At 72.5% G+C, this 26,314-nt stretch carries 20 protein-coding genes; 13 read left to right on the top strand and 7 right to left on the bottom strand.

Translation table 11 applies throughout. The annotated features are described in order from the left end of the window. Nucleotides 1–155: 155 nt before the first annotated feature. Nucleotides 156–2,399, top strand: coding sequence for a cyclic nucleotide-binding domain-containing protein (locus WME95_RS39250; protein ID WP_437904444.1), 2,244 nt, complete (start codon nucleotides 156–158; stop codon nucleotides 2,397–2,399). Nucleotides 2,400–2,475: 76 nt separating this feature from the next. Here WME95_RS39250 and WME95_RS39245 read toward each other — a convergent pair whose 3' ends face one another. Beyond that, nucleotides 2,476–4,167, bottom strand: a complete 1,692-nt coding sequence (locus WME95_RS39245; RefSeq protein WP_437904443.1) for a serine/threonine protein kinase — start codon at nucleotides 4,165–4,167, stop codon at nucleotides 2,476–2,478. An 85-nt stretch (nucleotides 4,168–4,252) separates the two neighbouring features. Continuing rightward, nucleotides 4,253–5,221: a serine/threonine-protein kinase gene (locus WME95_RS39240; RefSeq protein ID WP_437545059.1), complete on the bottom strand. Its 969-nt coding sequence runs from the start codon at nucleotides 5,219–5,221 to the stop codon at nucleotides 4,253–4,255. 455 nt (nucleotides 5,222–5,676) lie between these two features. Here WME95_RS39240 and WME95_RS39235 point away from each other — a divergent pair, with 455 nt between their 5' ends. Both WME95_RS39235 and WME95_RS39230 read left to right on the top strand, forming a co-directional pair. Continuing rightward, a complete protein-coding gene (locus WME95_RS39235) occupies nucleotides 5,677–6,387 on the top strand; it encodes a helix-turn-helix domain-containing protein (protein ID WP_437545058.1) in 711 nt (236 codons plus the stop codon). A 57-nt stretch (nucleotides 6,388–6,444) separates the two neighbouring features. Then, a complete protein-coding gene (locus tag WME95_RS39230) occupies nucleotides 6,445–6,990 on the top strand; it encodes a hypothetical protein (RefSeq protein ID WP_437904442.1) in 546 nt (181 codons plus the stop codon). 322 nt (nucleotides 6,991–7,312) lie between these two features. On the opposite strand, the gene WME95_RS39225 is transcribed toward WME95_RS39230, so the two are convergent. Continuing rightward, nucleotides 7,313–9,133 carry a PE-PGRS family protein gene (locus tag WME95_RS39225; RefSeq protein ID WP_437904441.1) on the bottom strand — a complete coding sequence of 607 codons (1,821 nt, stop codon included), beginning with the start codon at nucleotides 9,131–9,133 and terminating at the stop codon, nucleotides 7,313–7,315. Nucleotides 9,134–9,380: 247 nt separating this feature from the next. Here WME95_RS39225 and WME95_RS39220 point away from each other — a divergent pair, with 247 nt between their 5' ends. Next, nucleotides 9,381–10,511, top strand: coding sequence for a vWA domain-containing protein (locus WME95_RS39220; protein ID WP_437904440.1), 1,131 nt, complete (start codon nucleotides 9,381–9,383; stop codon nucleotides 10,509–10,511). A 301-nt stretch (nucleotides 10,512–10,812) separates the two neighbouring features. After that, nucleotides 10,813–13,065, top strand: a complete 2,253-nt coding sequence (locus tag WME95_RS39215) for a hypothetical protein (protein WP_437904439.1) — start codon at nucleotides 10,813–10,815, stop codon at nucleotides 13,063–13,065. Nucleotides 13,066–13,200: 135 nt separating this feature from the next. Here WME95_RS39215 and WME95_RS39210 read toward each other — a convergent pair whose 3' ends face one another. Beyond that, on the bottom strand, nucleotides 13,201–14,037 hold the full coding sequence (locus WME95_RS39210) for a ferredoxin--NADP reductase (RefSeq protein WP_437904438.1): 837 nt from the start codon (nucleotides 14,035–14,037) through the stop codon (nucleotides 13,201–13,203). A 420-nt stretch (nucleotides 14,038–14,457) separates the two neighbouring features. On the opposite strand from WME95_RS39210, the gene WME95_RS39205 reads away from it, so the two are divergent. Both WME95_RS39205 and WME95_RS39200 read left to right on the top strand, forming a co-directional pair. Continuing rightward, nucleotides 14,458–18,504: a hypothetical protein gene (locus WME95_RS39205; RefSeq protein WP_437904437.1), complete on the top strand. Its 4,047-nt coding sequence runs from the start codon at nucleotides 14,458–14,460 to the stop codon at nucleotides 18,502–18,504. Nucleotides 18,505–18,598: 94 nt separating this feature from the next. Next, nucleotides 18,599–19,339 (top strand): Crp/Fnr family transcriptional regulator, encoded by a 741-nt coding sequence (locus tag WME95_RS39200; RefSeq protein WP_437545050.1) that lies wholly within the window; start codon nucleotides 18,599–18,601, stop codon nucleotides 19,337–19,339. A 119-nt stretch (nucleotides 19,340–19,458) separates the two neighbouring features. Here WME95_RS39200 and WME95_RS39195 read toward each other — a convergent pair whose 3' ends face one another. After that, nucleotides 19,459–20,106: a sigma-70 family RNA polymerase sigma factor gene (locus tag WME95_RS39195; protein ID WP_437904436.1), complete on the bottom strand. Its 648-nt coding sequence runs from the start codon at nucleotides 20,104–20,106 to the stop codon at nucleotides 19,459–19,461. After that, nucleotides 20,103–20,729 carry a cupin domain-containing protein gene (locus WME95_RS39190; protein ID WP_437904435.1) on the bottom strand — a complete coding sequence of 209 codons (627 nt, stop codon included), beginning with the start codon at nucleotides 20,727–20,729 and terminating at the stop codon, nucleotides 20,103–20,105. Before WME95_RS39190 ends, WME95_RS39195 begins: the two co-directional genes overlap by 4 nt. 216 nt (nucleotides 20,730–20,945) lie before the next feature. Between WME95_RS39190 and WME95_RS39185 the strand changes: the two genes are divergently transcribed. The 6 genes from WME95_RS39185 to WME95_RS39160 all read left to right on the top strand — a co-directional run bounded on the left by WME95_RS39185 (nucleotide 20,946) and on the right by WME95_RS39160 (nucleotide 25,170). Continuing rightward, the gene (locus tag WME95_RS39185; protein ID WP_012239792.1) at nucleotides 20,946–21,257 is read left to right on the top strand and encodes a hypothetical protein; all 312 of its coding nucleotides are present in this window, start codon (nucleotides 20,946–20,948) and stop codon (nucleotides 21,255–21,257) included. 168 nt (nucleotides 21,258–21,425) lie between these two features. Continuing rightward, complete coding sequence (locus tag WME95_RS39180; RefSeq protein WP_012239791.1) at nucleotides 21,426–21,806, top strand: dihydroneopterin aldolase; 381 nt, start codon at nucleotides 21,426–21,428, stop codon at nucleotides 21,804–21,806. A 43-nt stretch (nucleotides 21,807–21,849) separates the two neighbouring features. Further along, complete coding sequence (locus tag WME95_RS39175) at nucleotides 21,850–22,569, top strand: molybdopterin-dependent oxidoreductase (protein WP_437904434.1); 720 nt, start codon at nucleotides 21,850–21,852, stop codon at nucleotides 22,567–22,569. Between the two features lie 34 nt (nucleotides 22,570–22,603). Beyond that, nucleotides 22,604–22,993, top strand: a complete 390-nt coding sequence (locus tag WME95_RS39170) for a YidH family protein (protein ID WP_437904433.1) — start codon at nucleotides 22,604–22,606, stop codon at nucleotides 22,991–22,993. A gap of 412 nt (nucleotides 22,994–23,405) precedes the next feature. Continuing rightward, the gene (locus WME95_RS39165; RefSeq protein ID WP_437904432.1) at nucleotides 23,406–24,461 is read left to right on the top strand and encodes a hypothetical protein; all 1,056 of its coding nucleotides are present in this window, start codon (nucleotides 23,406–23,408) and stop codon (nucleotides 24,459–24,461) included. Nucleotides 24,462–24,627: 166 nt separating this feature from the next. Beyond that, on the top strand, nucleotides 24,628–25,170 hold the full coding sequence (locus WME95_RS39160) for a hypothetical protein (RefSeq protein ID WP_437904431.1): 543 nt from the start codon (nucleotides 24,628–24,630) through the stop codon (nucleotides 25,168–25,170). Between the two features lie 33 nt (nucleotides 25,171–25,203). On the opposite strand, the gene WME95_RS39155 is transcribed toward WME95_RS39160, so the two are convergent. Beyond that, nucleotides 25,204–26,292: an AAA family ATPase gene (locus WME95_RS39155; protein ID WP_437904430.1), complete on the bottom strand. Its 1,089-nt coding sequence runs from the start codon at nucleotides 26,290–26,292 to the stop codon at nucleotides 25,204–25,206. Nucleotides 26,293–26,314 lie beyond the last annotated feature (22 nt).

Genomic DNA, 26,314 nt, shown 5'->3' with positions numbered 1-26,314 from the left:
GTCTCGGCCCGATCGCGGAGCGCCGCGCCCCGCGCGCCGAGCCGAGCCCTCGGCTTCGCGCGCGCGCCGCGCTGATCGCACGACGCCGCGCGCGCGAAGCCGGTAAGCTCTCGCGGAGGGCCTGTCCGGCCCCCGGCAACTCAGGTGGACGCAGCATGATGACCCCGAAGGAGTTCCAGAGGCAGTTCAAGCGGCTGCTGATGAGCCGTGTGGAGGGCATGGACTGGGAAGACAAGCTCGCCCGGGTCCGCCAGTACCTGCGCCAGCTCGAGGCGCGCCAGAGCCCGGAGGAGGAGTCGGCCGAGCTCTCGCCGTCGCTGGAGCTCATCCCGTTCGAGCCCGGCAAGCGGCCTGTCGACGAGGCGCTCTATCCGGGGCACGGGTGCAGCGAGCGCGTCGGCTGCATCAACACCTCCGGCGACCCGTCGGAGCTCGGCGACGAGGTGTGGCTGCTCTACCGGCTACGCGATATCTACGCGTTCGTCGCCCCCTTCGAGCGCCCGTTCGAGGTGACCATGTCGGCGTGGTTCCTCCCCGCGAGCCCCGACGGCGGCGAGCCGTGCCCGGTGCCCGGCCTCATGGACGTGCCGCTCAGCCCGCAGATCGTCTCGACCTCGTCCTACCCCGTCCCGAAGCTCGAGCCCGCCCCGTGGAACTCGTTCCATCAGACGGTCTACGTGGCCACCATCGTGCCGGCGCGGCAGCTCGTGCCGCACCCCCCCGGCGAGGCGACCGGCGGCGGCTATTTCTGGGGCGACCTGCCCGAGTCGTTCCGGCGGCGCGTCACCGACGGCTTCGAGCCGTTCACGTTCGCGAGCCTGTTCCGGCAGCAGCTCCGCGTCGAGATCAAGCTCAGCGAGGCGGGCAGGACGGTCGCCTCCGAGTCGACGGACATCGAGATCTTCGACACCGGCCGCTTCGGCTCGCTCTACGCGCGCCTGCTCGACCGGCTCGTCAAGGCAGACACGGAGATCCAGCAGCGGGCGCTCGGGGCCGACGAGCTCCACGTCGGCTATCACCCGTGGTTCCCCGTGCTGACCATCGGCATGGACAAGGCGCTCCTGTACCTCCGGGCCATCCATCAGGACCTCGAGCAGCACCGGCGCAACCTCCCCGACCCCCGCTGGCTGCTCCGGGTGGGCCTCTACCTCGAGCTGCTCACGTGCCTCGGCATCTTCGAGGCCGTGAAGCACGACTACCCGGACATGCTCTCGCCGGGGGAGCGCGAGGCCTTCGAGGAGGGCGCGGCGTTCGCGCCGATCCGCGCGTCGATCGACGTCGCGGCGTGGGCGCAGGTCTGGGACATGCGGCACATCGCGCCGCGCGCGGCCGGCTTCTTCGCGGCCGGGCCCGTGAGCCTGACGAACCTGATGCGCAAGCAGAAGGCCACGCTCGCCTTCCTGCACGCCCACCACGCGGACCTGCAGAAGGCGATCGAGCTCGCCGGCCCCAACCTGTGGAACGCGCAGGAGACGTGGCACCGGGTGTTCCGCGACGCGGAGCGGGCCGTGCTCAAGAACAACGTGCTCGCGTTCCCGGAGCTCGCGCACCTCGATCCGCGGTGGCGCGACTTCGCGCTCTGGCACCAGCGGGGGGACATGCGGCTCTTCGGGCTCAACCTGATGCCCGAGGCGCTGACGGGGCTCTTCGGCGACCAGGACGGCATCTTCCCCGCGGCGTGCCGGCAGTACCGGAAGTCGATGAACGACGTCGCCCGGTGGGCCGCCGAGCGGAACCTCATGGATTACACGGGCGACGAGTGCATCCCGCGGAACGCGAGCCTGCTCGAGGCGTACATGGAGAAGAACCCGTCGCACCTCGCCGCGCTGCAGCGGCGCGACGGCCACGGGGCCGCGCCGTCGATCGAGCTCGAGGAGCCGAGCAAGGCGGCGCGGGAGGCGAGCGCCGAGGACCTCATGCTGCTGCTCCGGCGGACGCCGGTCTTCAAGCCGCTGCTCGATCGCGAGCTCCGCAAGCTCGCCACGAAGGCGCGCCGGATCGAGTACGGGCCGCTCGACCGGATCGTGCTGCAGGGGCAGCGGGACTCGTCGATGTTCGTCGTCGCGTCCGGCGCCGTCGAGGTCCTGGTGCGGCACGCCGACGGGCAGGACGCGACGGTCGCCGCGCTCGAGAAGGGCGCCGTCTTCGGGGAGTTCGCGCTGCTCACGGGCGAGGAGCGCACCGCGACGGTGCGCGCCGTCGACGAGGTGGTGCTCTACCAGATCACGAAGGAGGCCCTGCAGCCGATCATCGAGGCGCGCCCGCAGCTCGTGATCGAGCTGAGCTTGCTCATGGCGTCACGCCAGGCCCACCTGCGCGACGCGGCCGAGCGCTACCTCGAGGCCGAGGAGAAGGTGCGGAGCCTCGCCGGGCGCATCCGGCGGTTCGTCCTCGGCTGAGCGCGCTCGGCCCTTCGCGGCCGGCCTCGCGCTCGGCCCTTCGTGGCCGGCCGGCGTCGCTCGGCCCCCCTCGCGCTCAGCCCTTCAGGAGCCACGCGACGGCGTCGGCCTCCGCGGTGAAGAACGAGTACTCGGGCAGCCCCATGGCGGCCGACAGGCGGGAGATCTGCATCTTCGACAGCGCGCTGTTCACGAGGTTCGCCGCCTTGCGCATGCCGTGCTCGACGGCGTAGGCCATGGTCTGCTCGACGTACGGGCTCACCTCGGGCTTCTGCGGGGGGAAGTCCGCGATGTCGGCGAGCACGTACCAGGGCTTCCCGAGGTTGAGCAGCGTCGCCGCCTTCTGGCGGAACTCGTCGAGGTACGCCTTGCCCTCGTCGATGTCCCAGAACCCCCACACCTTCACGTGGAGGACCCCCGTCGACGTGTCGGGCCTGATGTTGAAGCGCCGCTGCGGGGCGCGATCGCGCTTCGACGTGAGCTCGGACCTCCTCGACGGCTCGCTCCCGGAGAGGCCCGTCCGGCCCGGCGGGTCCAGGGGGGGCGGCGTCCGGGGTCGGGTCTCCGCGGACTTCGAGGCGGCCGACGGCGCGGGCGGCGCGGAAGAAAACGAGGGAGGGACGGAGCGCGAGGGCGGATTGGGCGCCGACGGCGTGACGGAGCGCGAGAGCGGGCTGGGGTAGGAGGCCGGACCGGGGCGCGAGGGAGGCGTCTTCGACGACAGCTCCGGCACGGTGACGGTCGGCACCTCGGCGAAGCCCTTCGCCGTGCCGGGCTTCGAGGGCAGCGTCGGGTCGGTCGGGCTCGGGTTCGCGCTCGGCGCGGGCGCCGTCGGCTCCGGCAGGAGGATGACGCGCGAGGCCCGCGGGAGGGCGACGTCGAGCGCGGCGGCGAGCGCGCTGACCGCGACGGACGCGCGCTCGAAGCGGTCCTCGGCCTTGAGCGCCGTCGCCTTGAGGAACCAGCCGTCGAACTCCTTCGGCAGCGCCGCCGAGGACCGCCGCGCCGCGCGCGCGCTGGGCGCCTCCATCGCGCCGCGCAGGAGCTCCCCCGCGAGCATGTACGGGGACGCGGTCGCCTCGGCCTCCTGGGCCCAGTACGACTCGCCGACGAGGAGCGCGTACGCGACGTGCCCGAGGGCGTAGATGTCGGCGCGCGGGCCGACGTTGCGCTCGGCGCGGATCTGCTCCGGCGCCATGTACACGGGCGTGCCGAGCATCTGCCGCGTCAGCGTGGAGGCGTGGTGCTGCTCGATGACCTTGGCGATCCCGAAGTCGAGGATCTTCACGCACGGCGAGCCGTCGTCGCGGACCGTGACGAACAGGTTGTCCGGCTTGAGGTCGCGGTGGACGATGCTCGCCGCGTGCGTCTTGTCGAGCGCGAGCGCGGCCTGGAACAGGTAGAGCGCGACGTCCTCGGCGGGGAGGGCGCCGCGCTTCTTGACGAGGCTGCCGAGCTCCTCGCCGCGGAGCAGCTCCATGACGAGGAACGGGGTGCCGGTCTCCTCGTCGACCCCGGCGTCCGAGGTCCTGACGATGTGGTCGCTCTCGATGACGCCGGTGATGCGGGCCTCGAGGGAGAAGCGGGCGCGCAGCTCCTCGCTGTCGAGCAGGCTGGGCAGCATCACCTTGAGCGCGCGGCGCGTCGCGGTGACGTCGTCCATCACCTCGTAGACGGCGCCCATGCCGCCCGCCTTGATGACGCGCAGCACCTGGTAACGGTTGCGAAACCGCGTATTCGGCTGCAACAGGCCGGGCGAGGAGCTCATCCTGCGGCCCTCGGTTCAGGCATGGTTTGCACCACGCTACCAGCGCCGCTTCCCGCGTCGCAAGGCGGTCGGGTGAGGAACGTGCTCAGCGCGGGATCGCGCCTCCGGCGGCAGGCTCGCCTCTGGATCGATCGGCGTGGTCGAGGTGCGGCTCCAGCGCGCTCCAAAGCGAGCGGACGTCCTGGAAGCGCTCCTCGGGGGCCACGGCGAGCGCCCGCGCGACCCACGCGTCCACCTCGGGGAGCAGGTCGGGACGGAAGGCGTGCAAGCTCGGCCGCGGGCCGCGGGCGGCGGCGAGCAGGATGTCGACCCGGCTCGCGCCGGCGAACGGCAAGCGCCCCGCGAGCGCGCGGAAGAGCACCGCGCCGAGCGAATAGATGTCGATCCGGTGGTCGATCTCCTGGGGCCTGCCCTTCCATACCTCGGGCGCGATGTAGCTGGGCGAGCCGGGGATCGCGCCCTCGCGGGTGAGGGGGTCGGCCTGCATGACCTTGACAAGACCGAAATCTAGCAAGCGCACGCGCCCCCGTGCCGCCGTGCCGGCGCGGGCCGGCGCGCTCCCGCGGTGAGGGGAGGTGGAGGAAGGAACGCCCGTGTCGTGGTCGAGGACGAAGATGTTCGCGGGCTTCAGATCGCGGTGGACGATGCCGCGCGCGTGCGCGGCGTCGAGGGTGTCGACGATCGGGCGGAACAGCTCGCGGATCTCGTCGAGCGGGAGCCGCTGGTTCCGCGCCTCCAGCTGGCGCAGCGCCGTCTCGAGATCGCTGCCCTTCAGGAACTCCATGACGATGTAGAGGGTGCCGTCGGGCGCCTCGCTGAATGCGAAGACGTGCGTCGCGCTGGTGCCGGCCAGCTCCCCCATGGCGCGGGCCTCGCGCCGCAGGCGGGCCTTCAGGGCGGGATCGCTGGCGAACTCGGGCCGCAGGTACTTGACGGCGACGTGCGCGCCGGTTTCCTGGTCCAGGGCGCGGTAGACCACGCCGTGGCCTCCCTGACCGACCACCTCGATCAGCGTGTACCGGCCGTCGATCACGTCGTCGATGTCGTGGTCCATCGGCAAGCCCTCGGTGCTTGAGCGCGCTGCGTCAGCGTGCCGCACCGCGAGCCCAGGTTGTAGCCGCTTCGGCGCGCTGGCGGTAGGGACGGTTGGGCGCCGACCTGACGCGCCGGCCGGGGGCGGACCGGAGGCGGAGAGGGGCGGGGAAGCGGGGGCGCCGGGGGACGCGGTCCGCGGGTAGGCGCCTGCGGGGGGAAGAGGCCTGCGGGGAGCGAGCCTGCGGGGAGCGAGCGTGCGGCGAAGCGCGCTTGGAGGAGGCGCGACCCTGCGCGAGAGGGCGAACGCGCCGAGGGGGGAAGTGAATGCGACAGGGACGTCACGGATCGGGTTCAGGCGATATCCTAGGAGTGACGGAAATTGCCTGATGATTGATCTCACTCATCATGACGCAGCGACGAATTTGGTTGGTTTGCCGACCCTGAGATCCCGTGTAGAGTGGCGCCCATCCTCCGATGAGAGCCGTCCGACAGAACAGCGACCTTCCCCGGGTGAACGGCGCGCTGCCGGTCGCGCTCGACGTGCAGCCGGCCAGGCCCGGCGCGCAGGAGCAGGAGCTGGAGGAGGAGTGGACCTATGAGGTCGCTCACCACGACTCGCCGCCGGATCTCACGCATGTCGTCGGGGAGAACCTTCGGCGTTTGAGGACGCGGCGCGGCCTCTCGCTGGAGCGGCTCTCGAAGATCTCCGGCGTGAGCCGTGCGATGCTCGGCCAGGTCGAGCTCGGCCGCAGCGCGCCCACGATCAACGTCGTCTGGAAGATCGCCCGCGCGCTCGGCGTGCCGTTCTCGGCGCTCGTCAGCGCTCGCTCGGCGAGCGGCCCCATGCTGCTGCGCGGGGATCGCGCGAAGCGGCTGACATCGCACGACGGCAAGTTCACCTCGCGCGCGCTCTTCCCGTTCGATGCGCCGCGAACGGTCGAGTTTTACGAGCTCTGCCTGGCCCCGCTCGGCGTCGAGAATGCCGATCCCCACCCGCCCGGGACGACCGAGAACATCGTGGTCTGTCAGGGGACCGTTGAAATCAGCGTCGACGGACAGCGGTTTCTGCTCGCGACGGGCGACGCGCTCGTGTTCCAGGCGGATGTCCCGCACGTCTACCGCAACCCGGCGAACGTCGACTCGCTGATGTACCTGGTGATGACGTATTCGCTGCCGGCGCCCTGAGGCGGGGCGCGCTCCTCGCCGAGGAACGGGGGAGGGCGGAGCCGCGCGAGGACGCCGGTGAGCGCCGACGCTCCGCTGCTCCGAGGAGGTTTGCGGCCGCGCTACTTGGTCATGGCGGGGGTGCACATCATCATGGGCATCCCGCCGCACATCATCATCATCGGCATCCCGGCCGACATCATCTTCGTCATGGCCTCGCAGCGCTCCTTCAGCATGTCCATCGACATGCCCTCGGGCGGCATCATCTTGCAGATCATTCCGTCCTTGGTCATCTCACACGACATCTTGCACATCATGGGCATGCCCATGCCCATCATGCCGGGCATCATGCCCATCATCGGCATGCCCATGCCCATCATGCCGGGCATCATCGGCATGCTCATGCCCATCATGCCGGGCATCATGGGCATCATCGGCATGCCCATGCCCATCATGCCGGGCATCATGGGCATGCCCATCATGCCGGGCATCATGGATGCGCCAGCGGCCATCTCCGGCGTCGACATCATGGGGTACATCGTCTGCGGCATCATGGGCATCTGCATTGCAGTGGTCATGGGGGCTCCTGTCGTCAGCGCTCGTTGCTCCGGGGAGCCGTTCTAGCCGGTCGGCGTGCCGTCGCAACGCGTTGACACGGGCGCCTGTCGCTTTGCTCCAGTCTAGCGGAGGCGCCTCCACGGCGTTGGAGGCGCCGGCGCCCTGGGCGGACGAGTATCCACGATAGCGACGGCCGCTCCGCCAGGAGCGCGCTGGAGCGAGGACTGGCAGGCTCGTCTGCTCCGGGAGCGATCGAGTCCAGATCGCCTTCAGGGGTCACGTCGCCGTCGACACGGCCGGCGACAACGTGCTTGCCGCCAGGGGCGCAAGCGCCATCGACTTCGGAGCACACGTGTGGGAAATGGCTTCTCGAGCTCAGCAGCGCTGATCAGTTGATCTGCAGGTTCGCGGCCGCCTCACCGTCCTGTCCCGCGCCCGCGGCGCCGCCGCTCGGGGTCGTGCCGCCAGCGCCGCCGTACCCGGGGGCGCCGGTCGAGCAGCTGTTGTCTCCGAACGTGAAGCCGACGCTCGCGGCTCGCGCCAGGCAGGCGCTCGGGCCACCGCCCCCGCCCGCGCCCGGGCCGCCGTCGCCGCCATTGCCACCCCTGCCGCCGACGCCGCCGTTGCCGGCGTCATCAGGACCGGGGCCGCCAGGGCCGCCGTTCCCTCCGAACTGCGGCGCTCCTCCGTTGCCGCCGCGGCCGCCGTTGCCGCCCTTTTCGGTCGTGATCTCGTTGCGGGAGACGACCACCCGTCCGGCCGCCGCGAAGATACCAAAGCTCCCGCCTCCACCGCGGCCAGCCTGGCCGCTGCGGCCTCCGAGCCCGCCGCATCCGCCGCTGCCGCCGCCACCGCCGCGATCATCAGGGAATACCGAGCACGAGCCGCCGCCGCCGCCGCCCGCGCCGCCGCCGCCGCCGCCGTTCGTTCCCTGCTGCCCGTTGGTGCCGTTCGCAGGCTGGTAGACGCCCGAGGCGATGCGCCCGAGATTCGCGCCCCCTGTTCCCGGCGTCCCTTGCGATCCTGCCATGCCCGGTGCGCCATTTTGTTCTGGCGAGGTGCGCGTCGAGCAGCTTCTCGACGCGATGCCCCCCGCGCCGCCCGCCGCGCCCTGGCTGCCCAGATGGCCCGCCGCTCCGGTGTTCGGGCCATGTCCGCCATATCCACCTTTGCCGCCAGGCTCGTCGCAGGTGGGCGCCGGGCCGGCATTGCCGCGGCCGCTGCAGTTGTGGCAGCCCTGCTCTCCCGAATTCCCCGCCGTCGCCGTCCCCACCATGTGCGCCGCCCCGTTCGCCCCCGCGGCGCCGGCCTGGCCCTCCTCCACGTTGATCTGGTTGAACCGCACGAAGAGATCCGCCGTCCCCCCGCCGAGGCGCACTCCATAGGTGCTCGCGCCGGCCGACGACGGGCTCAGCGCTTCTATCGAGAGGCCCTCGATGTGCGTCGGCTGCGTGATCGACGGCGCGTGGAACACCGTGCCTGTCGCGCGCACGGTGGTGGTCACCGAGGGCGTCCTCCGGAACTTGAAGTCAGCGTTGGCGTGATCGAACCCACCGTAGATGCTGATGCCGGACACGACCGTGATTGCCTCCTGGTACAGCTCGCCCGACAGGCAGATGGCCGGCACCGCGCCCTCCTGCGCCACCTGGATGGCCTTGGCGATCGTCTCCACCGGCGCGTCGCGCGTCCCGCTGCTTGCGTCGTCCCCCGTGCTCGTCGAGACGTAGATGCATTGCTCGACGAGCCCGTCGCCGCCGTCGCAGTTGTCGTCGATGAACTCGGCGTCGATCGGATCCTCGCCCGCCTCTCCCGCAGCGGTCGGCGTACACGCGTATTCACAGCCGCACTCGTCCCCCGTGAGGGGATTGCCGTCCACGTCGTGTGTGCCCGGCAAGCACCCCAGCGCGCATCGATCCGTGCCCCCGCCGCCGCCGCCGCCCGCCTCTTCGCTGCCCCCCTCTCCACCCGACCCGCCCTCACCCCCACCCGAGCTGCCCTCACTCCCGCCCGAGCCGCTCGTGGCGGCGGCGCTGCTCGATGACGCTGTCGTGGTGCTGCTGCTCGCGGAGGACTCGCCGCCCGCGCCCGAGCCGCCTCCCGTGCCCGCGACCGGACCGATGGGGCCGTCGATCGAGCTGCTCTCCGCGCAGCCGATCGCCGAGAGCAATGCGAGCAGAGATGTCGTCTCGAGGAAGAATTGTGCGCGCATGCTTAATTCTGCACCTTCGCGCGCTTCTCGAAAAGACTTTGTCTTGCTCGTTCCCAATCATCATGGGGCTGTGTGCCACATTGCGGCTGGCATCAACAGCGCGTCCGCCCGCGCCGTTATGTGCTGCGCCGGCGCGTGCCAGCTCACGATTCCGCGATTCGCCCCTCGCGCCTGTCACCGTCTCCGGTACTCTGTGTCTGCGTACCTTCCCGCTTCCGCGCCGTCCTCGCCGTCCTCTGTTCATCCCATGCGCCTCGAATCGCTCCACCCCACCTCGCTCGCTTCCATGGTTGGGCTCGCCGTGGCCATGGGGCTCCATGGCGCGTGTGCACCGGACTCAGGAGCTGGCCTTGTCTCGTCCTCTTTCTCTTCGGACGGAGCTGGCTCGGGCGGGACCTTTGATCCGGATGGCGGGCTGTCGACCGACGCGCCTGTCGAAGCCCTGGATCCGGACGCCGCGTGTGGCCTTGTCACCGAGGAGGCGATCGCGGTCCCGCTCAATCTCTACATCATGATGGACAAGTCGTCCTCGATGGCGGGCGACAAGTGGACAAGCGCGAAGGCCGGCCTGACGGCGTTCGTCAACAGCGCGAGGTTCGCCGGCGTGCGCGTGGCGCTGCGCTTCTTTCCGCGGGTGGCGGACGACGTGCCGGCCTGCGACCACGAGGCGTACGGGGAGCCGCTGGTCCCGTTCGGTCCGCTCCCCGACAACGCGGGCGCCATCGTCGCGGCCATCGAGGCCGAGTCGCCGAACGGAGCGAGCACGCCCGTCTATCCGGCGCTGGGCGGCGCGTTGCTCCAGGGCATCGACGTGGCGAAGAACCACCCCGGCGAGGCCTCGGCGGTGCTGCTCGTCACCGATGGGCAGCCCCAGGGGCCGGCGGCCCAGTGCGCCGGGGTGAACCCGGAAGACCCGGACGCCATCGCGGATCTCGCGGCGGCGGGCGCGCGCTACGGCACCCCCGTGCGCACCTTCGTGATCGGGCTCCCGGGCGTGAACCAGAGCTTCGCCAACCAGGTGGCGGCCGCGGGAGGCACCGACGCCGCCGTCCTCGTCGGGGCGACCAACATCGCCGTCGAGTTCCAGGACGCGCTCGCGAAGGTCACGGGGCAGGCGCTCCCGTGCGAGTTCGAGGTCCCTTCCCAGGTGGCCGGCGGACAGGTCGCGTTCGACGACGTCAACGTCCTCTTCGGGCTCGACGGCGCATCGCAGGAGATCTTGCCGCAGCGCCCCGGCTGCGACGGCCCGGGCTGGCGCTACGACGACCCGGCCTCTCCCGCGGCCCTCGTGCTGTGCCCCGCTACCTGCGAGGCCGCCAGGGGCGCTTCCATCGCGAAGATCCAGATCCTCCTCGGCTGCGAGACCGTGATCCTCTGACCGAGCGCAGCCGAAGGACCGCGCGATCTCGAAGGAGGGAGGGCGAGCCGCCGGTGTCGTGGAGATGACGGCGGGAGCGACGGAGAGGCCCAGGAACCTGCGGCGCAGACGCGAAGCGTCATGGGTGAGGCGGCTCACCACGCTGACGGCGTGGATGCGCGGATCGTGGGGCCGGCACGAAGGCGTCGGACCGGCGCGCGCGGGCGGCGCCCGGCGGCGCCCAGCGCGGTGAGCGCCGCCTTGCAACTCTGCACTGCGCTTTGTGGACTCCGGGCCCCCAGAGCCGTAAGAGGACGGAACCATGACGAAGGAGTCCTCCCTCGCCGCCGCAGGCTCGCCGCGGCACGCCGCCCCCGCCGCGCTCCATCCCGCCCTGGTGCTGAGCGCCTACCTCGAGCCGCTCGTGCGCGGCCGGCGGGTCGCGGTGGTGGGTGACGCCACCATCGGCCTCGCCGACCGGCTGCTCCAGCGCGGAGCCCGCCTCGTCCATGCCTACGACCCGGACGCCGCGCGCGTCGCCGAGAAGCTCGCGCGGACGGCGCCCACCCGGCAGCCGCACCCGAACGTCGCCGTGTTCGAAGGCGACCTCGGCGTGCGCGACGGCGCCTTCGACACCCTCGTCATCCCCGATCTCTCGCTCTTCGGCGATCCCGCCGAGGTCGTCCGGCGCGCCCGACGCCTCACCGCCGCGAGCGGCGTCGCCGTCATCGCGTCGCCGAACCCGGAGGCCGCGCGGGGCCTGCTCCCCGCGGGCGCGCGCCGCGGCGCGGCGCCCGGCTACTACGCGCTCTACGACCTCGTGGCGCTCCAGTTCAAGCAGGTGCGGATGGTCGGCCAGGCGCCGTTCGTCGGCTACACGGTCGCGGAGTTCGCGCCGAAGGGCGAGCCCGAGGTCAGCGTGGACACGTCGATCCTCGACGCGTCCGAGGAGCCCGAGTGGTTCATCGCCGTGGCCGGCGAGCGCCTGCCCAGGCTCGACGCGTTCGCCGTGATCGAGCTGCCGTTCGCCGACTTCCCGGGCGCGAGCGCCGGCGCGTCGCCCGAGGCGCTCACCGAGGCCGAGGGCCGCGCCCAGCGGCTCGGGGGCGAGCTCGCGGAGCTGCGCACCCGGCACCAGCGCGATCGCGAGGACGCCGGGGTCCGCGCCGAGAGCGCGGTCGCCACGGCCGCGCGCCTCGCCGAGGCGGAGGCGGAGCTCGATGCCAGGGCGGCGCGCCTCCGCGACGTCGAGGCCAGGGCGGGCGACGCCCACGTCCGGGCCGAGCGCCTGTCGCACCAGATCCGCGACATGGAGGAGGAGCTCCGCAGCCAGCGCGATCGCGCGACCCGGCTCACCAAGCAGCTCGACGACGAGAAGCGGGTGCGGACCAAGGTCGAGCTCGAGCTCGGCATGATCCGCAACAAGCCGGAGATCGCCGGCGCCCGCGACCGCCTCGACGCCGTGACCGCCGACCTCGAGGCCGCGCGCGCCCGGATCGCCGAGCTCGAGGCGCGGCCCGCCGTGGCGGCGCCCGACCCGGCGCTCGCGGCGCGCGTGGAGGAGCTCGAGGCCGCCGCCGCGGGGGCGCGGCGGGAGCTCTCGAAGCTCACGTCGGAGCGAGACACGGCGCGCAGGCGCGCGCAGGAGAGCGAGCGCGCGCTGGAGGAGGCGCGGCGCGCGGGGGGGAGGGTCGAGGAGCTGGAGGCCGCCCGCGCCGAGCTCGCGCGCGACCGCGACCGGCAGAAGGAGCGGGCCGACCGGAACGAGCGCGAGAGCCGCGCGCTGGAGGACCAGCGGAGCGCCCTCGACGCGCGCAGGCTGCTGCTCGAGGCGCGGATCGTGGAGCTCGAGCAGACCGTCGTCGCGCTGGAGCAGCGGGCGTCGGAGCTCGAGAAGCGCGACGCAGGCGAGGCGGCGGCCGCGGAGATCGCGGGCCTCGAGGAGGCGCTGCGCGACCGGGGCCACGTCATCGCGTCGCTCATGGCGCAGCTGCGCGAGAGCGAGCGGGTGGGCAAGGAGCTCGTCGACGAGCTCGGGACGGTCTTCGCGTCGGCGCCGGCCGACGACGGCGGGCCGGGCCAGGCGGCGGACGGCGGGCAGGGCGGAGCGCTCGGGGGGCCGGGCGGGCCGGGCGGCGCGGTGGAGGCGCTGCGGCAGCAGCTCGACGCGCTGGCGCGGAGCGCCGCCGCGAGCGAGGCCGATCTGCGCGCCGCGGGATGGAAGATCGCGCAGCTCGAGCGCGAGCTGACCGAGGCGCGCGACACGGCCGGCTCTCCGCCGGCGCTCCACGAGGAGCTCGAGCAGGCGCTCGTCGCCGCGCAGGCGGAGATCGCGGCGCTGCGCCGGGCGGCGGAGCGGGACGACGTGGCGGTAGCCCGCGAGGACGTGGCGGTAGCCCGCGAGGACGTGGCGGTGGCGCGCGAGGACGAGGACGTGGCGGTAGTGCGCGAGGACGTGGCTGGCGCGCGCGGGGATGTGGCCGTCGTGCGCGACGATGTCGGCGTGCCGCCCGAGGTGATCGAGCAGACCGTGCTCCTCCAGCAGGTCGCCAGCGCTGTCGAAGCGATTGTGTGAGCCGCGGTCTGGACCGAGGCGGGCGGTGGCCCCGGTCCAGATCCGACTGCGCGGCGTGCGCGCCGCATCGACCCGCGCGTCAGCCGTGACGCCGACGCGGGGTCCCGGGCGCAGCCCGACGCGCGGCGCGCGACGTCACGCCGGGCCGGACACGTTCGTGCTCTCGGCCGGCGACGCGCTGGCGAGCGGGGAGCGCTTCTCGCCCGCGAAGGCCTTCTCCACGAGGTAGTCGCCCGGCTCGCCGCTGTTGCCCTCCTCGAAGCCGCGCGACTCCAGGAGCGCGGCGGTGTCGGCGAGCATCTCCGAGCTGCCGCAGAGCATCAGCCGGTCGTGCGCGGGGTCGAGCGCGGGCAGCGCCAGATCGGCGAAGATGCGGCCGGACTCGATGAGCGCCGTGATCCGGCCCTCGGTCTTGAACGCCTCGCGGGTGACGGACGGGTAGTAGCGGAGCTTGGGCCGCACGATCTCGCCGAGCAGCTCGTCCGCCGCGAGCTCGTGCTCGAGGTAGCGCGCATAGGCGAGGTCCTGCACGCGGCGGCACGTGTGCGTGATGACCACGCGCTCGAAGCGCTCGTACGTCTCGGGGTCCTTGACGACGCTGAGGAACGGCGCGAGGCCGGTGCCGGTCGCCAGGAGCCACAGGGTCCGGCCCGGCCGCAGGTTGCCGATCGTGAGCGTGCCCGTCGCGCGCTTGCCGACGAGGATGGTCTCGCCGACGGCGATGTGCTGCAGCCGCGAGGTCAGCGGGCCGTTCGGCACCTTGATCGAGAAGAACTCGAGCGTCTCCTCGTGGTTTGCGCTCGCGAGGGAGTACGCGCGGACGAGCGGCTTGCCCGCGACCAGGAGCCCCATCATGCAGAACTGCCCGTTCGCGAAGCGGAAGCTCGGCGAGCGGGTGGTCTTGAGCGTAAAGAGCTTGTCCGTCCAGTGGTGGACCTCAAGCACCGTCTCTTCTGTGTAACCGGGTACCATGTCGTTCATCCTTGTCGGTGCGAAAGCATCGCGGCGAGGTGGTTCGAAAGAGCGCGCTCCCCGATCAAGACAGCGGGGCGGCGCCGCGGTGCGCGAGCGAGCCGAGCTCTACCGCAAGGTCGTCTTCCATGAGTTCGCCGCTTCACATAGCAATGATGCAAATGATAATCAAGATCAGCATCGGCCCATGGGGCCGTCCACGTTGTCGCGCACGATCTCGTGGCGCGTCGTCCTCTAGGGGCGACGGCGCTCCTTGACGATGCCCCTGGAGCCGCGGGCCACACGCCGTGGAGACCGCATGCCGCGGGTCGGGCGGCGACGGCGGGCCGGGCGGGGCGCTCACGGGCCGGGCGGGTCAGGAGCGCTGCGCCGCGCGGCGTCTCTGTGCGCACGCGGTCGCTCGCGCTAAGGACCGGGCCGATGCGCGCTCCTCGCCCCCTCTCCACGCTCGCCCGGCTCGCCGGCGCCGCCGCCCTGGCCCTCGCGCTCGGCGCCTGCGGCGCGGTCACCGCGTCCGGCGCGAAAGACCCCATCGCCTCGCTCCGCGACGCCGGCGCGCATTCGGCCGACGGCGAGGTCGTCGGCCGCTGGCTCCTCGGAGAGCTCCTGGTCCCGGGCGGCACGCCTGCCGGCGCCAGGGAGGCGCGCAAGCGCCTCGAGGGGATCGGCGCGAAATCGATGCTCGCGTCGCTCGGGCGCGCGATCGACGACGAGGGGCACGGCCGCAACGCGCGCGCGGCGGCGGCCTACCTCGATGCGCTGGACGCGGCCCGGGTGAGCGCGCACCCCGACGCCCCGCTCGTGGGCTGGTTCGCCGCGAACCGCCTGCTCGGCCTGCGCTCCAGCGTCGCGGGCCTCTGGAAGAAGTCCCGCGAGGTCGTCCTGCGCGCCATCGACCACCCGGGCAAGCTGGGCTGGCGCGCGCGCGGAGAGCTCGTCGAGTGGTGGAGCCTCGACGGGCTGCCCGACGAGTCCGCCGCGGCGCGCCCGGGCGGCGCCGCCGGGACCGCCGACGACGCCGGCGACGCCGGCGACGTCAGCCGCGCGGCGCCCGCCGTGCCGCTCATCGACCACGCGGCGCGCCGCTACGGGTGCATCGAGAACGCCCGCTTCGCCGGCCCGTTCGGCCACCTGGCCGCGAGCGACCACCGCGTCCACTACGAGGCGGAGCGCGCCGGCCCCTGGCCGCCCGTGTTCCCGCGCGATCCCCACCGCAGAGGCCCGCCGCGCGTGCTCGGCGCCGAGCGCCGCGGCTGCCAGCTCTCGGCCGTCGCGCCGGAGGGGCCCGGCGAGGGCGGGGCCAGGGGAGGCATCTTCTACGTCGAGACCTTCATCGACCTGCCCGCCGAGCGCGAGATGCTCATCGCCGTCCAGGGGGCCTACGCCATCCTCGTCGACGACGTCGAGGTGCTGACGCGCGACACGAAGCAGTGGGGGATCTGGCCCCGCTTCGGCGCCCGCCTGCGCCTCGGCCCCGGCCGGCACCGCATCCTCGCCCGCGTCGGGGGGCGCGACACCTCCATCCGTCTGCTCGCGCCCGACGGCACGCCCCTCGGCGTGGCCACGTCCGCCGATCCGACGCCGCCCTATTCGCTCGTCGCGCCCGAGGTCCTGCCGGATCCCAACCCCATCGAGCCGTTCCTCACGGCGCTCGGCGTGCCGCCGCAGCCCGCTCCGAAGGTGGCGCGCGCGCTCGGGCTGCGCGGCGCGCCCCCCGCCGAGCGCGACGTGGGCGATCCGATCGCCCGGTACCTCGCGGCGACCATCGCGCACCTCGAGGGCCAGGACGACGTGAGCGCCGTGCTGATCGAGCCGCTCGTGGCCGATCCTGCGCGCGCCACCGGCCCCGCGCTCGCGGCCCAGGCGGTCTTCCTCGAGAAGGACCCGATCTTCCCGGCGTCCGACGGGCAAGACCTCGTGAAGGACGTGCGCGCGCGCGCCGCGGAGAAGGACCCGGAGCTCTGGTACCCCCGCCTCTGGCTCGCGCTCGAGGAGGCCGACAAGGTCGGCCTGTCCGAGATGACCCGCACGATCGAGGCCCTCGCCGACCGCTTCCGGGAGGTGCCCGACCTCCTGAAGACGCTCGCCGGGATGTACTCGCGCCTCGGCTGGCGCGTCGAGCACGTCCGCACCGTGAAGGAGGCCGCCGCGCGCTTCCCGGACGACATCGAGGTGCTGGGCGCCCTCCTCCGGATCCACGACGGCGACGGGCACATCGCGCAGGCCGACGCCCTCGCCGCGCGCATCCGGGAGCTCGATCCCGACGCGGAGATCGAGCTGGAGAGGGCGATCGATCGCCGCGACTACGCGGCGGCGATCAAGGAGCTCCAGCGCCTCGGCTCCGCCCGCAAGGACCGCAAGGACATCGCCGCGCGCATCGCCGATCTCCTGACCCGCGCCGGCAAGCGCGCCGAGTCGTTCGAGCAGCTCGAGCGCGCGCTCGCGAAGTCGCCGGACGACGCGGACGCGCGCCTCGCGCTCGCGGACGCGCGCTTCGCGCGTGGCGAGCGCGACGCGCTCCAGAAGGCGCTCATCGAGGCGATCCGCACCGGCGCCGACACCTCGGGCCTGCGCGACGCGATCGAGCTGCTCGACGGCACGACGGAGCTCAGCCCGTACCGGCTCGACTCGAAGAAGGTGATCGCCGAGCACGAGGCCTCGGGCGAGGTCATGCCGGGCACGGCTGCGCGCGTGCTCGACTATGCGGCCATGTGGGTCCACGAGGACGGCTCGGCGCGGATGCTCCAGCACGAGATCATCCGGATCCAGTCGCGGGAGGCCATCCAGGAGCACGCCGAGCAGCGCATGCCCGAGGGGCTCGTGCTCAAGCTCCGCACGGTCAAGCGCGACGGGTCGATCCACGAGCCGGAGTTCATCCAGGACAAGCCGACCGTGACGATGCCCCACCTCGAGGTGGGCGACTACATCGAGGTGGAGAACCTGTTCGTGCTGCGCGGCGACGGGCAGGGGGGCCTCACGTTCCAGGGCCCGCGCTGGTTCTTCCGCGAGGAGAAGGTCCCCTACTGGCGGAGCGAGTTCATCGTCGTGTCGCCGAAGAGCCGGCCGCTCGACGTGGAGGCCTCCGGCCCCGTCCCGGCGCCCGAGATCGTCGAGTCCGGCGCGCTCGTCACCCGCCGCTACCGGGTCGACAAGAGCCCCGCGCTCCCGGAGGAGCCGGCGAGCGCGCCGATCTCGGAGTTCCTTCCGAACATCCGCATCGGCTGGGGCATCCGCCTGGACAGCACGATCGCGCGCATGGTCGACGCGGCCGCCGACGAGACGCCGCGCGATCCGCGGCTCGTGCGCATCGCGCGGGCGATCGCGCGCACGCCGCTCGCCGCGGGCGGCGGCGAGCAGGGGAAGGCCGCCGGCGCCGCGCAGGACGCGCGCGGCGAGGGCGGCGGAGCGGCGCCGTCGAAGGACGAGCAGGCGCGCCGGATCTACCGGTGGGTGCTCGCCAACGTGGAGCCGGGGCGCGAGGACGACGGCCGCCGCGTCGTCATCGGCAAGAGCGGCAACCGGACCGAGGCGTTCCTCTACCTGTGCCGCCTGGTCGGCATCGACGCCGGCTACGGCGTCGTGAGCGACCGGCTCACCGCGCCGCCGCGCGGGCCCATGAGCGAGGCCGAGACGTTCAACGCGCTCGCCGTCCGCCTCGACACCGGGGACAAGCCCGGCGCTGGCGCGGTCCGCTGGATGTTCGTGCGCGACAAGTTCGCGCCGTACGGCTACCTGCCGAGCTCCCTCCGCGGGCAGCCGGCGATCGTGCTGAAGCCGGGGACGCCGCGCGAGGTGACGCCCTCGTCCGGCGCGCACGACGGCGTGGTCACGGAGGGCGTCGCCGAGGTGGCGAGGGACGGCTCGGCCTCGCTGACGATCGAGCAGCGCTACGAGGGCAAGCTCGCGATCGCGCTGCGCTCGGCGCTGGAGTCGCTCCCCGACGCCCAGCTCAGGGACGCCGTCGAGTCGCGCCTCCTGCCGCAGATGGTGCCGGGGGCGCGGCTCCAGACGATCGAGATCAAGGAGCTGGGCGAGATCGATCGGCCGCTCACGCTGAAAATGAAGATCGCCGCCGCGAGCTTCGCGCGCGCGCAGGGTGGGGAGCTGGTCATCACGCCGCCCTTCGGCGTGCGCGTGGCCAGCCTCGCCAGCCTGCCGGTCCGCGAGACGCCGCTCTACCTGTCGGAGCAGATCGCGACGCGCTCGGAGGTGCGGCTCCGCGTCAAGCTCCCCGCGGGCGCGCGCGTGATCACGAAGCTCGCTCCGTCGAAGGCGGACGACGAGGGGCGCGCCGTGCGTGTGAACGATCGCATGGACGGGGGCGCGCTGGTCCTCGATCGCTTCCTCGAGCTGCCCGCGGGCCGCGTGCAGCCCGATGCCTATACGAAGTTCCAGCAGTTCGCCCGCGCGGCGGACAGCGCGCTCGACCGGGACATCGTCGTGCAGCTCGACCGCGACGGACGCTGAGCGCTGCGCTCCGTTCGCCCTGCGCCGGGCCTCGGTCGCAGGGGATTCCTGTGTGTCAACCCACGCGGGATGGATTACTCTTTTGTTCCCTACCGTGAGCGATCTGGATTCCCAGTACGCGCAGGATGCTGGCCGCCAGCCCACGGATCCCGTGAAGGCTCGGGTGGCGCGCGCCTTCCGGCTCTGCTCGCTGTTCGCGCAGGTGGATCGCGAGGTGCGGGAGGCGGTCACGGACGCCGCGGTGCTCGAGGTGGTGGCGTCCGACGCGGCGATCTTCGAGCAGGGGGCCCCCGCGGACACGCTGGTGGTGCTCGGCCGGGGGCGCGCGCGCGTCGAGCGCGTCAACGAGGCGGGGGCGGCGTTCCCGCTCAGCTACCGCGGCACGGGCGACGTGCTCGGCGAGTCGTGTCTCGGCGGGCTGGAGACGCGGACGGAGCGGGCGATCGCCATGGATGAGGCCGAGGTGGTCCGGGTGCCGCTCGCGCTCGTCCGCGAGCTCTGCGCCCAGCACCCGGGGCTCGGTGGCGCGGTGTTCGCGCTGCTCGTCGCGCGGCAGCGGGAGACCGAGGACCGGATCGAGTCGATGCTCTTCAAGAACGTGGGAGGGCGCCTCGCCGAGTTCCTCCTGCACGCGGCGGAGCGGTGGGGCGTGCCGACGCCGCGCGGGACGCTGATCTCGGCGCCGATCACGCACGCGGAGATCGCCCAGGTGATCGGGTCGACGCGCGAGACGGTGACGCTGACGCTCGGGGCGTTCCGGAAGGAGGGGGTGCTCGACGCGGCGGGGCGGCGCCTCATCGTCAAGGACCGCGAGGCGCTCGCGCGTAAACGCTAGGGGCGGTCACCCGCTGCGGATACGGGCCCATCTCGACGTTTTCGGTGCTCAGCGCACTGGAGTGCGCTTCCGCGCCGAAAACGCCGATCTGGACCCGTCTCCTGTGCGGGTGACCGCCCCTAGGGTAGGCGTGCAGCGGAGCTGGGGAAGATGTCAGCGCGCGGCGGCTCCTGGAGCGTGGCGCGCAGCTTTTCCAGCGCGCGCGAGAGGCGGGATTTGACGGTGCCCACCGGCACCGCGAGGCGCTCGCCGATCTCCACGAGGGAGAGCCCCTCGAAATAGGCGAGCTCGAGCACCGTGCGCTGGTCCTCCTGGAGCGCTGCCACGACGCGCCTCACGCGGGCGCAGTCGGAGCCGAGCGCCGGGTCGGGGCCGCCGAGGTCGGCCGGGGCGTCGTTCTCCTCGCCGTCCGCGACCAGGCGGAGCTGCCTCGCCGATCGGAGCCGATCGAGCGCGCGGCTGCGCAGCCGCATCATGAGCCAGGTGCGGGCCGACCCGCGGAGCGGCTCGTAGGTGTGGGCCTTTCGCCAGACCTCCAGGCAGCAGTCGTGGACGAGATCCTCGGCTTCGGCGGGGCTCCCGAGCACCCGCTGGGCGAGCGCGAGGAGCGCGGGCGCGTACCGGTCGTAGAGGGCGGCGAGGGCCTCCCGGTCGCCGCCGGCGATGCGGGCGACGAGCTCCTCGTCGCTGCCCGGCGCGGACGGGGCCGCGACGTGAGCCGGCGGCGCCTCGTGAGCGGGCGCGGGCCCGGTGCTCGCGGCGATCAAAGCGCCACCTCGATGCCGCCCTCGCCGACGATCGCGCACAGGCACGGCGCGTCGCCGACGACGGTCGGGATGGCGTGGATCGAGCCGGCGGGGCTGTGGAGCTCCTCCCCGGCGCGGACGACGCGCCCGTCGTCCACGGCGAAGGCGCCCTCGAAGACGAGGATGCGCTCGTCGCCCAGGTGACGGTGGCGCGGGATGCTCCCGCCCGGCTCGAGGCAGACGAGGATCGCGCTCGTGGTCGCTCGGCGCGGGCCGGTCGCGAGCGGCAGGACGCGCATGCCCGGCAGCACGGCGTTCATCGTCTCCGGCTCGGACAGCGCGTGGAGGGCGCGCCGGGCGTCGTCCGGCGCGACGTCGGTGAGGGCGGCGAGGCGCGGCGCCATCGGGGTGAACCGCTCCAGGCGATCCACCGAGGCGAAGAGCCGCGCGCGCAGGCGGCCCTCCGCCGGGACCGGCGGCAGCGCCAGGGCGACGGCCGCGACGGCGGCCTCCGCGTCGGCGAGCCGGCGCGCGCAGTCGCTGCAGGCGCCGAGGTGCGCTTCGACCTCGGCGTCGCGCGCCCGTCCCGCGCGGGCGAGGAGCGCGTCCTCCAACGGATCATCGAGGTGTCCAGCGAGCATCATCGGCGCCGCTCCTTCGAGGCGAGGTTGTGCCCCTGGATGAGTACGCGGAGGAAGGGGAAGCGGTTCCAGCGGACGTGGCTGGACGCCCCGGACGCGCGCCGGTGACGGCCGAGGGGCCGGCGCGCTCCGCGCCGGCGCGCGCGCCGTTCCCAGTTGACGTGGCGCACGAAGCGTCGATACGCCTTCGCGAGTCGACCCCGCAGGAAAGGACCGCTCATGCCGAAGCTCAGCTCCGGGACAGCCATCGCCGTCGCATTTCTTTTCGGTTGCTCCGCGTCGTACGTCGCGCCGCGCTTCCTGGTGCCGCCGGTGCAGGCGGGGACCGATCCGCCCCGGTGGGAGATTCGATGCGTGGACGTGGAGACCGCGCGCGTCAGCGACAGTCAGGTGATCGAGGTGACCACCACGTCCGGATGGAACCCGGTCCTCAAGCGGTTCGGGCAGGAAGGCTGGGAGCCGGTGCAGTTCCTGCGCAGCGAGATGACCGCGAAGATCGAAGCCGTGTGCTTCAAGCGGCCTCTCCTCTGACGCACGTGGCGCGGAGGAGCCGCGCGCCTCGGGGGCGGTCGCGCCGGGAAGGCCGCCCGCGCCGCCGAGACGGCCGCCGCGCGCCGGGAGGGCCGCGGCGAGCGGGCGAGCCTGCTGCCTGGCATTCTTGCGGCGGAAGCCGGCCGGAAGGCGTGCTAGGGGGCGCCGATGGAGTCCGCGATCCAGACGTACCGGATCCGCCTTGACGGCATCCGCTTTCGCGCCAAGCACGGCGTGTCTCGCGCCGAGCGCGACCTGCCCCAGGATTTCGTCGTGTGCCTGGAGGTGGAGCTCCCGGTCTCGCTGTTGCCTCGAGCGGACACGCGCGCGCGCGTCTTCGATTACGACAGGCTCGCGAGCCTCGTCGTCGAATCGGGCACGAGCGCGTCGTACAAGCTGCTCGAGACGCTCGCCGAGCGCATCATCGAGCGCGTGCTCGACGACACGCCGGCCCTCCTCGTGACCGTTCAGGTCAAGAAGTTCGGCCCGCCGACGTCGGTGTCGGTGGATGCCGCCTCCGTGGAGCTCTCGGGCCGCAAGGTCGGATGAGCTCGCTCTTGCAGGCGTCCAGAGCTCTCGCCATGGTCACGTCATGGGGGACGACGCGGGGCGGCGGGCGAGGTCGTTGATCGAGCGCAAGCAGGCGTTCGCCGCGCGGCAGGCGGCGCGCGGCAAGGGCGCCTTCGACGGGCTCGCGCCGATGGGCAGCGGGCCGCCGAACCGGCACGGGATGCCGAGGCTGCCGGTCGGGCAGCGCGAGGTGACGAGCTGGCCGGTGCTCGATCTCGGCGATACCCCGGACATCCCGACCGACCGCTGGCAGCTCGAGATCGACGGGCTCTGCGAGGCGCCGCGGACCTACTCCTGGGAAGAGTTCATGGCGCTGCCGCAGACGCTCGACGTGTCCGACTTCCACTGCGTGACCACCTGGAGCCGCCTGGACAACCACTGGATCGGCGTCCGGTTCGCCGCCCTCGCGGAGCGCGCGCGCCCGCTCGCGGACGCGCGCTTCGTGCTGATCGAGGCGAGCGACATCGCGCCCGGCACGCAGACCCCCTACACGACGAACCTGCCGCTCGAGGAGGCCATGCTGCCCGACGTGCTGCTCGTCCACACCTGGGAGGGCAAGCCGCTGCCGCGCGAGCACGGGGGCCCGGTGCGGATGATCACGCCGCAGCTCTACTCCTGGAAGGGCGCGAAGTGGATCCGGCGGATCACGTTCACCGCGGCCGATCAGCCGGGGTTCTGGGAGGTCCGCGGCTACTCGAACACGGCGTACCCGTGGTTCGACGATCGGTACGGCCGACGCTGAAGCGGGCGCCGCGCGACGAGGAGGGCGAGCCAGCATGCCGGGCGAGGAGAGCGTGAAGCGCACGGAGGCCTACGCGAGGGAGCACCTGGCCAACGAGCGGACGCACCTCGCCTACGTGCGCACGGCGATCGCGCTGCTCGGCTTCGGCATCACGCTCAACCGGGTCAGCCTCTACTTCCTGGAGGCGGGGCCGCCGGCCGCGCCGGGAGGGCCGCGGTCGTTGCTGCGCGAGGTCGTGGGCGTCGGCGCGGGGATGGTCGTGCTCGGGATGGCGCTCATCGCGTGGGCCGCGATGCGTTACCTGCGCGTCGCTCGCGCCATCGATCGCGGGGAGTACCGCCCCGACCGGACGGCGATCCTGATCTTCACGGCGGCGCTGTTCCTGGCCGGCGCGGCGAGCATCGCCTGGCTGTTCGCCTCGTGAGCCGGAGGCGAAGCGTCCCGGCGCGACGCGACGCGACCCGGTGAGCAGGGGCGCACGGCCACGGACGTCCCCTCCTCGCGGCCCGGCGGAGAACACGGCGTCCGTCACCGGCTTTCCGTTGACGAGCACCGTTTTTCCTCCCTTCGACAGCGCGCCTGCCCTGCGGGAAGGCTGCCTCGCCAGCGGCGCATTCTGGCGAAAACTTGCGTGACGGCCGCGGGCCCGACGCGGCATAGTGCGCGCCTCGGATGACAGGCAAACGACACCCCGGCGGATTGGGGCCGCCAGGGTGCCGCGCCTCAGCCTCGTGCCGGAGGACTGGAGCATGGGTAGGCCCATCGCGCCTTGGTTTGTTGGTTCCATTCTTCTCATCGGCCCAGCGACGTTCTTCGCATGTGGTGACGTGCCCTATATGGGCGGAGACTGCGCGGTCACGGATGACTGCGAGTCGGACCACCAGTACGTGCCGGGCACGGTCTGCGTCGATGAGCGCTGCGTGTGCGGCGACCCGGGCAAGGTCATCTGCTGCGCGCGCGGCGAGGAGGGCTCGCGCGGCGAGCAGGGCTCGGAGTGTTTCAAGGAGTGCCTCACCTGCGACGAGTGCGCGGAGGGCACCGAGGAGGGCACCGAGAGGTGCTCCGGGGTGCCCGTGCCGCCCGGCGGCTGTGAGAGCGGCGCGGAGTGCCCCGGGGTGCCGCCCGGCGGCTGCGAGAGCGACGCGGAGTGCCCTGGCCCGCCGGACCCGCGGTGCGGCGCGGGGCGGTGCGTGGACGGCGCGTGCGCGTTGGAGATCCACAAGGGCGCGCTCGAGTCGCAGCTCCGCGGCGACTGCAAGATCGAGGAGTGTACAGCCGACGGCCGCGTGGTCAGCGCGGCGGCCCAGGACATCTACGATGATGGCAACCAGTGCACCCTCGACTTCTGCGCGGTCGATGAGCCGCAGCACCTCCTCTTGAACGAAGTCACGTGCCCCGCCTCGGGCGAGGGGCGGTGCCATGAAGGCGCCTGCGTGCAGTGTGTCGACACCGACGCGTCTCTGCGCTGTCCCGGCGGGCTCGCGTGTGATGGCGTCCGGTGCGTTCCGGGGCACTGCGAGAACGACGAGCAAGACGTCGGCCTCGGAGAGACCGGCTTCAACTGCGGTGGCCCGTGCCGGCCGTGCCAGGCGGGGGACCGCTGCCGCGCGGCCACGGACTGCATGAGCGGCGTGTGCACGAACGAGAGCTGCATGATCCCGACCTGCAGCGACGGGGTGAAGAACGGCCGCGAGTCCGGCGTCGACTGCGGCAAGCTGTATTGCCCGCGCTGCGAGCCGGGCCGGGGCTGCCAGACCGGCGCGGACTGCAAGAGCGGCGTGTGCTGGGCCGGCGCCTGCGAGGCGCCCACCTGCACGGACGGCGTGAAGAACGGCGACGAGGCCGGCGTCGACTGCGGCGGTGAGGGGTGCGCCGGGCCGTGTCCGGAGTGAGCGTATCGCCGGCGGCCACCTCGGAGACGGCGACGCCGGCGCTTCCCGGATCACGCCCTGAACCGTGGGCGTTCACCGCGGGAATCCCGGTTGACGTCCAATTTCACCATCAGTAGGACGGCTCGCGTCGTCGCGTCGCTCGTCCGCTGGGGAAAGGGGAGGTACCATGGGCACGAGAAGCTGGCAGAAGATCCCATGGGCGGTCGTGGTCGTCCTCCCGCTCCTCGCCGCACCGGCGCGCGCAGGAGCTCCCGAGATCAGCGCCGGTGCGAGCATCGGGTGGATTGAGATCGGCGACGATTATCGCCCCTCGGTGGGTCCACAAGCGGCGATATCGTGGCGCTTCGAGCGAGACTTCGTGTTCACGGTCCACGACCTGTGCACCATCCACCTGGGGCCCCAGCACGGCGGGCTCGGTGTCTACAATCAGACGTCACTCGACGTCGGCGTTGCGTGGGACGAAGGCAATTTCAGTCTGGGGCCATCGGTCGGGCTCTTCGACATGCCGTCGTGCGGCGCCGCCTTGTGCGGGCGCGTCGCCGGGGTGGCGATAGGCGGGCATGCGCAGGTCAACTCGTACTTCGCAGGGCCGCTGGGCTGGTCGACGAGCGCCCATGTGCAGTGGCTCGGCGGGGAGAGTCCTGTGCTTCCGGGCCAGGTGGCCTTCGTCGTCGTCGCCGGTCCCGTGCTTCGATGGATCATCGAATGAACACGAGGAGACCTCTGTCGTTGATGGCGGACGTCATTCGTCCTCCGCCGCGCCGCTCGCCAGCACCGTCTCTCCACCCTCCTTGCCAAGCTCGATGAGCCGGCAGGGCGTCGCCTTCCGGATCCGCTCCGCCAGCGGGCGGGAGTGCGTCGTGATCCACAGCTGGCTCCGGGATGCCGCGTGCACAAGGAGATCCCCGAGGGGCCCGAGCAGATCCGGATGCAGGCTCGTCTCCGGCTCGTTCAGCGCCATCAGCAGCGGAGGCCTCGGGCTCAGCAGCGCCGCCAGGAGGCAGAGATAGCGCGCCGTGCCGTCCGAGAACTCGCGGGCGTCGAGCGGCCGCGACATCCCTGGCAACCGGAGCTCGACGCGGAACCGCCCCTGCGTCGAGGAGACCTCGAGGGACGCGCCAGGGAACGCGCTGGAGACGGCGTCCTTCAAGGCGACCCTGTCGCCGATATCGAGGATCGTCGCCAGCGCCGCGGCCAGATCGTGGCCATCGGTGCTGAGCACAGGCGTCCGCACCCCGACCTGCTCGACCCGCAACGGCGCGCCGGAGTCGGTGCGGAAGTGGTGATAGAACCGGAAGTTCATCAGCTGTTGCCGCACCACCGAGAGCAACGGAAAGCGGTGCGGCTCCACCACCTGCGCCAGCACCGACTCCGAGCCCCAGAGCGAGAAGGGAAAGGTCACGCGGTGGCCGTCCGCGTCGCGCGCGAAGGCCGAGCCCGCGGCCCGCTCCAGCATCGGCAGGCGGCGGCGCTTGTCGAGCAGCCAGAGGTTCTCTTCCTTGATGTCCGGGTCCAGCTCGAACGGCCCTCCCGGCGGCGGCGTCAGCCCGCACTGGAGCTCGTAGACGAGCTGATCCAGCCGCACCCGCAGCGTCATCCGCACCGGGCCTTTGCTGCGCTGGCCGGCCCAGAGCACCGAGGGCATCCCCCCCTCCTCGGCCAGCGTGCGCGCAAAGGTCCCGCTCGCCGCGGAGCCGAGCAGCACCATGGTGCGATAGAGGTTGGTCTTGCCGACGCCGTTCGGTCCGACGATGACGTTGACCTGCGCGAGGGGGAGGGTCAGCTCGCGGATCGAGCGGTATCCCGCGACGTGGAGCTCCTGGACCGTCATCCCGCCCAGGATAGCCCATCGC

The organism is Sorangium sp. So ce327 (genome assembly GCF_051530205.1).
Lineage (GTDB): Bacteria > Myxococcota_A > Polyangia > Polyangiales > Polyangiaceae > Sorangium > Sorangium cellulosum_B.
Note: the sequence above shows the minus strand (reverse complement) of the source record. Positions and strands in the feature narration are given on the sequence as shown.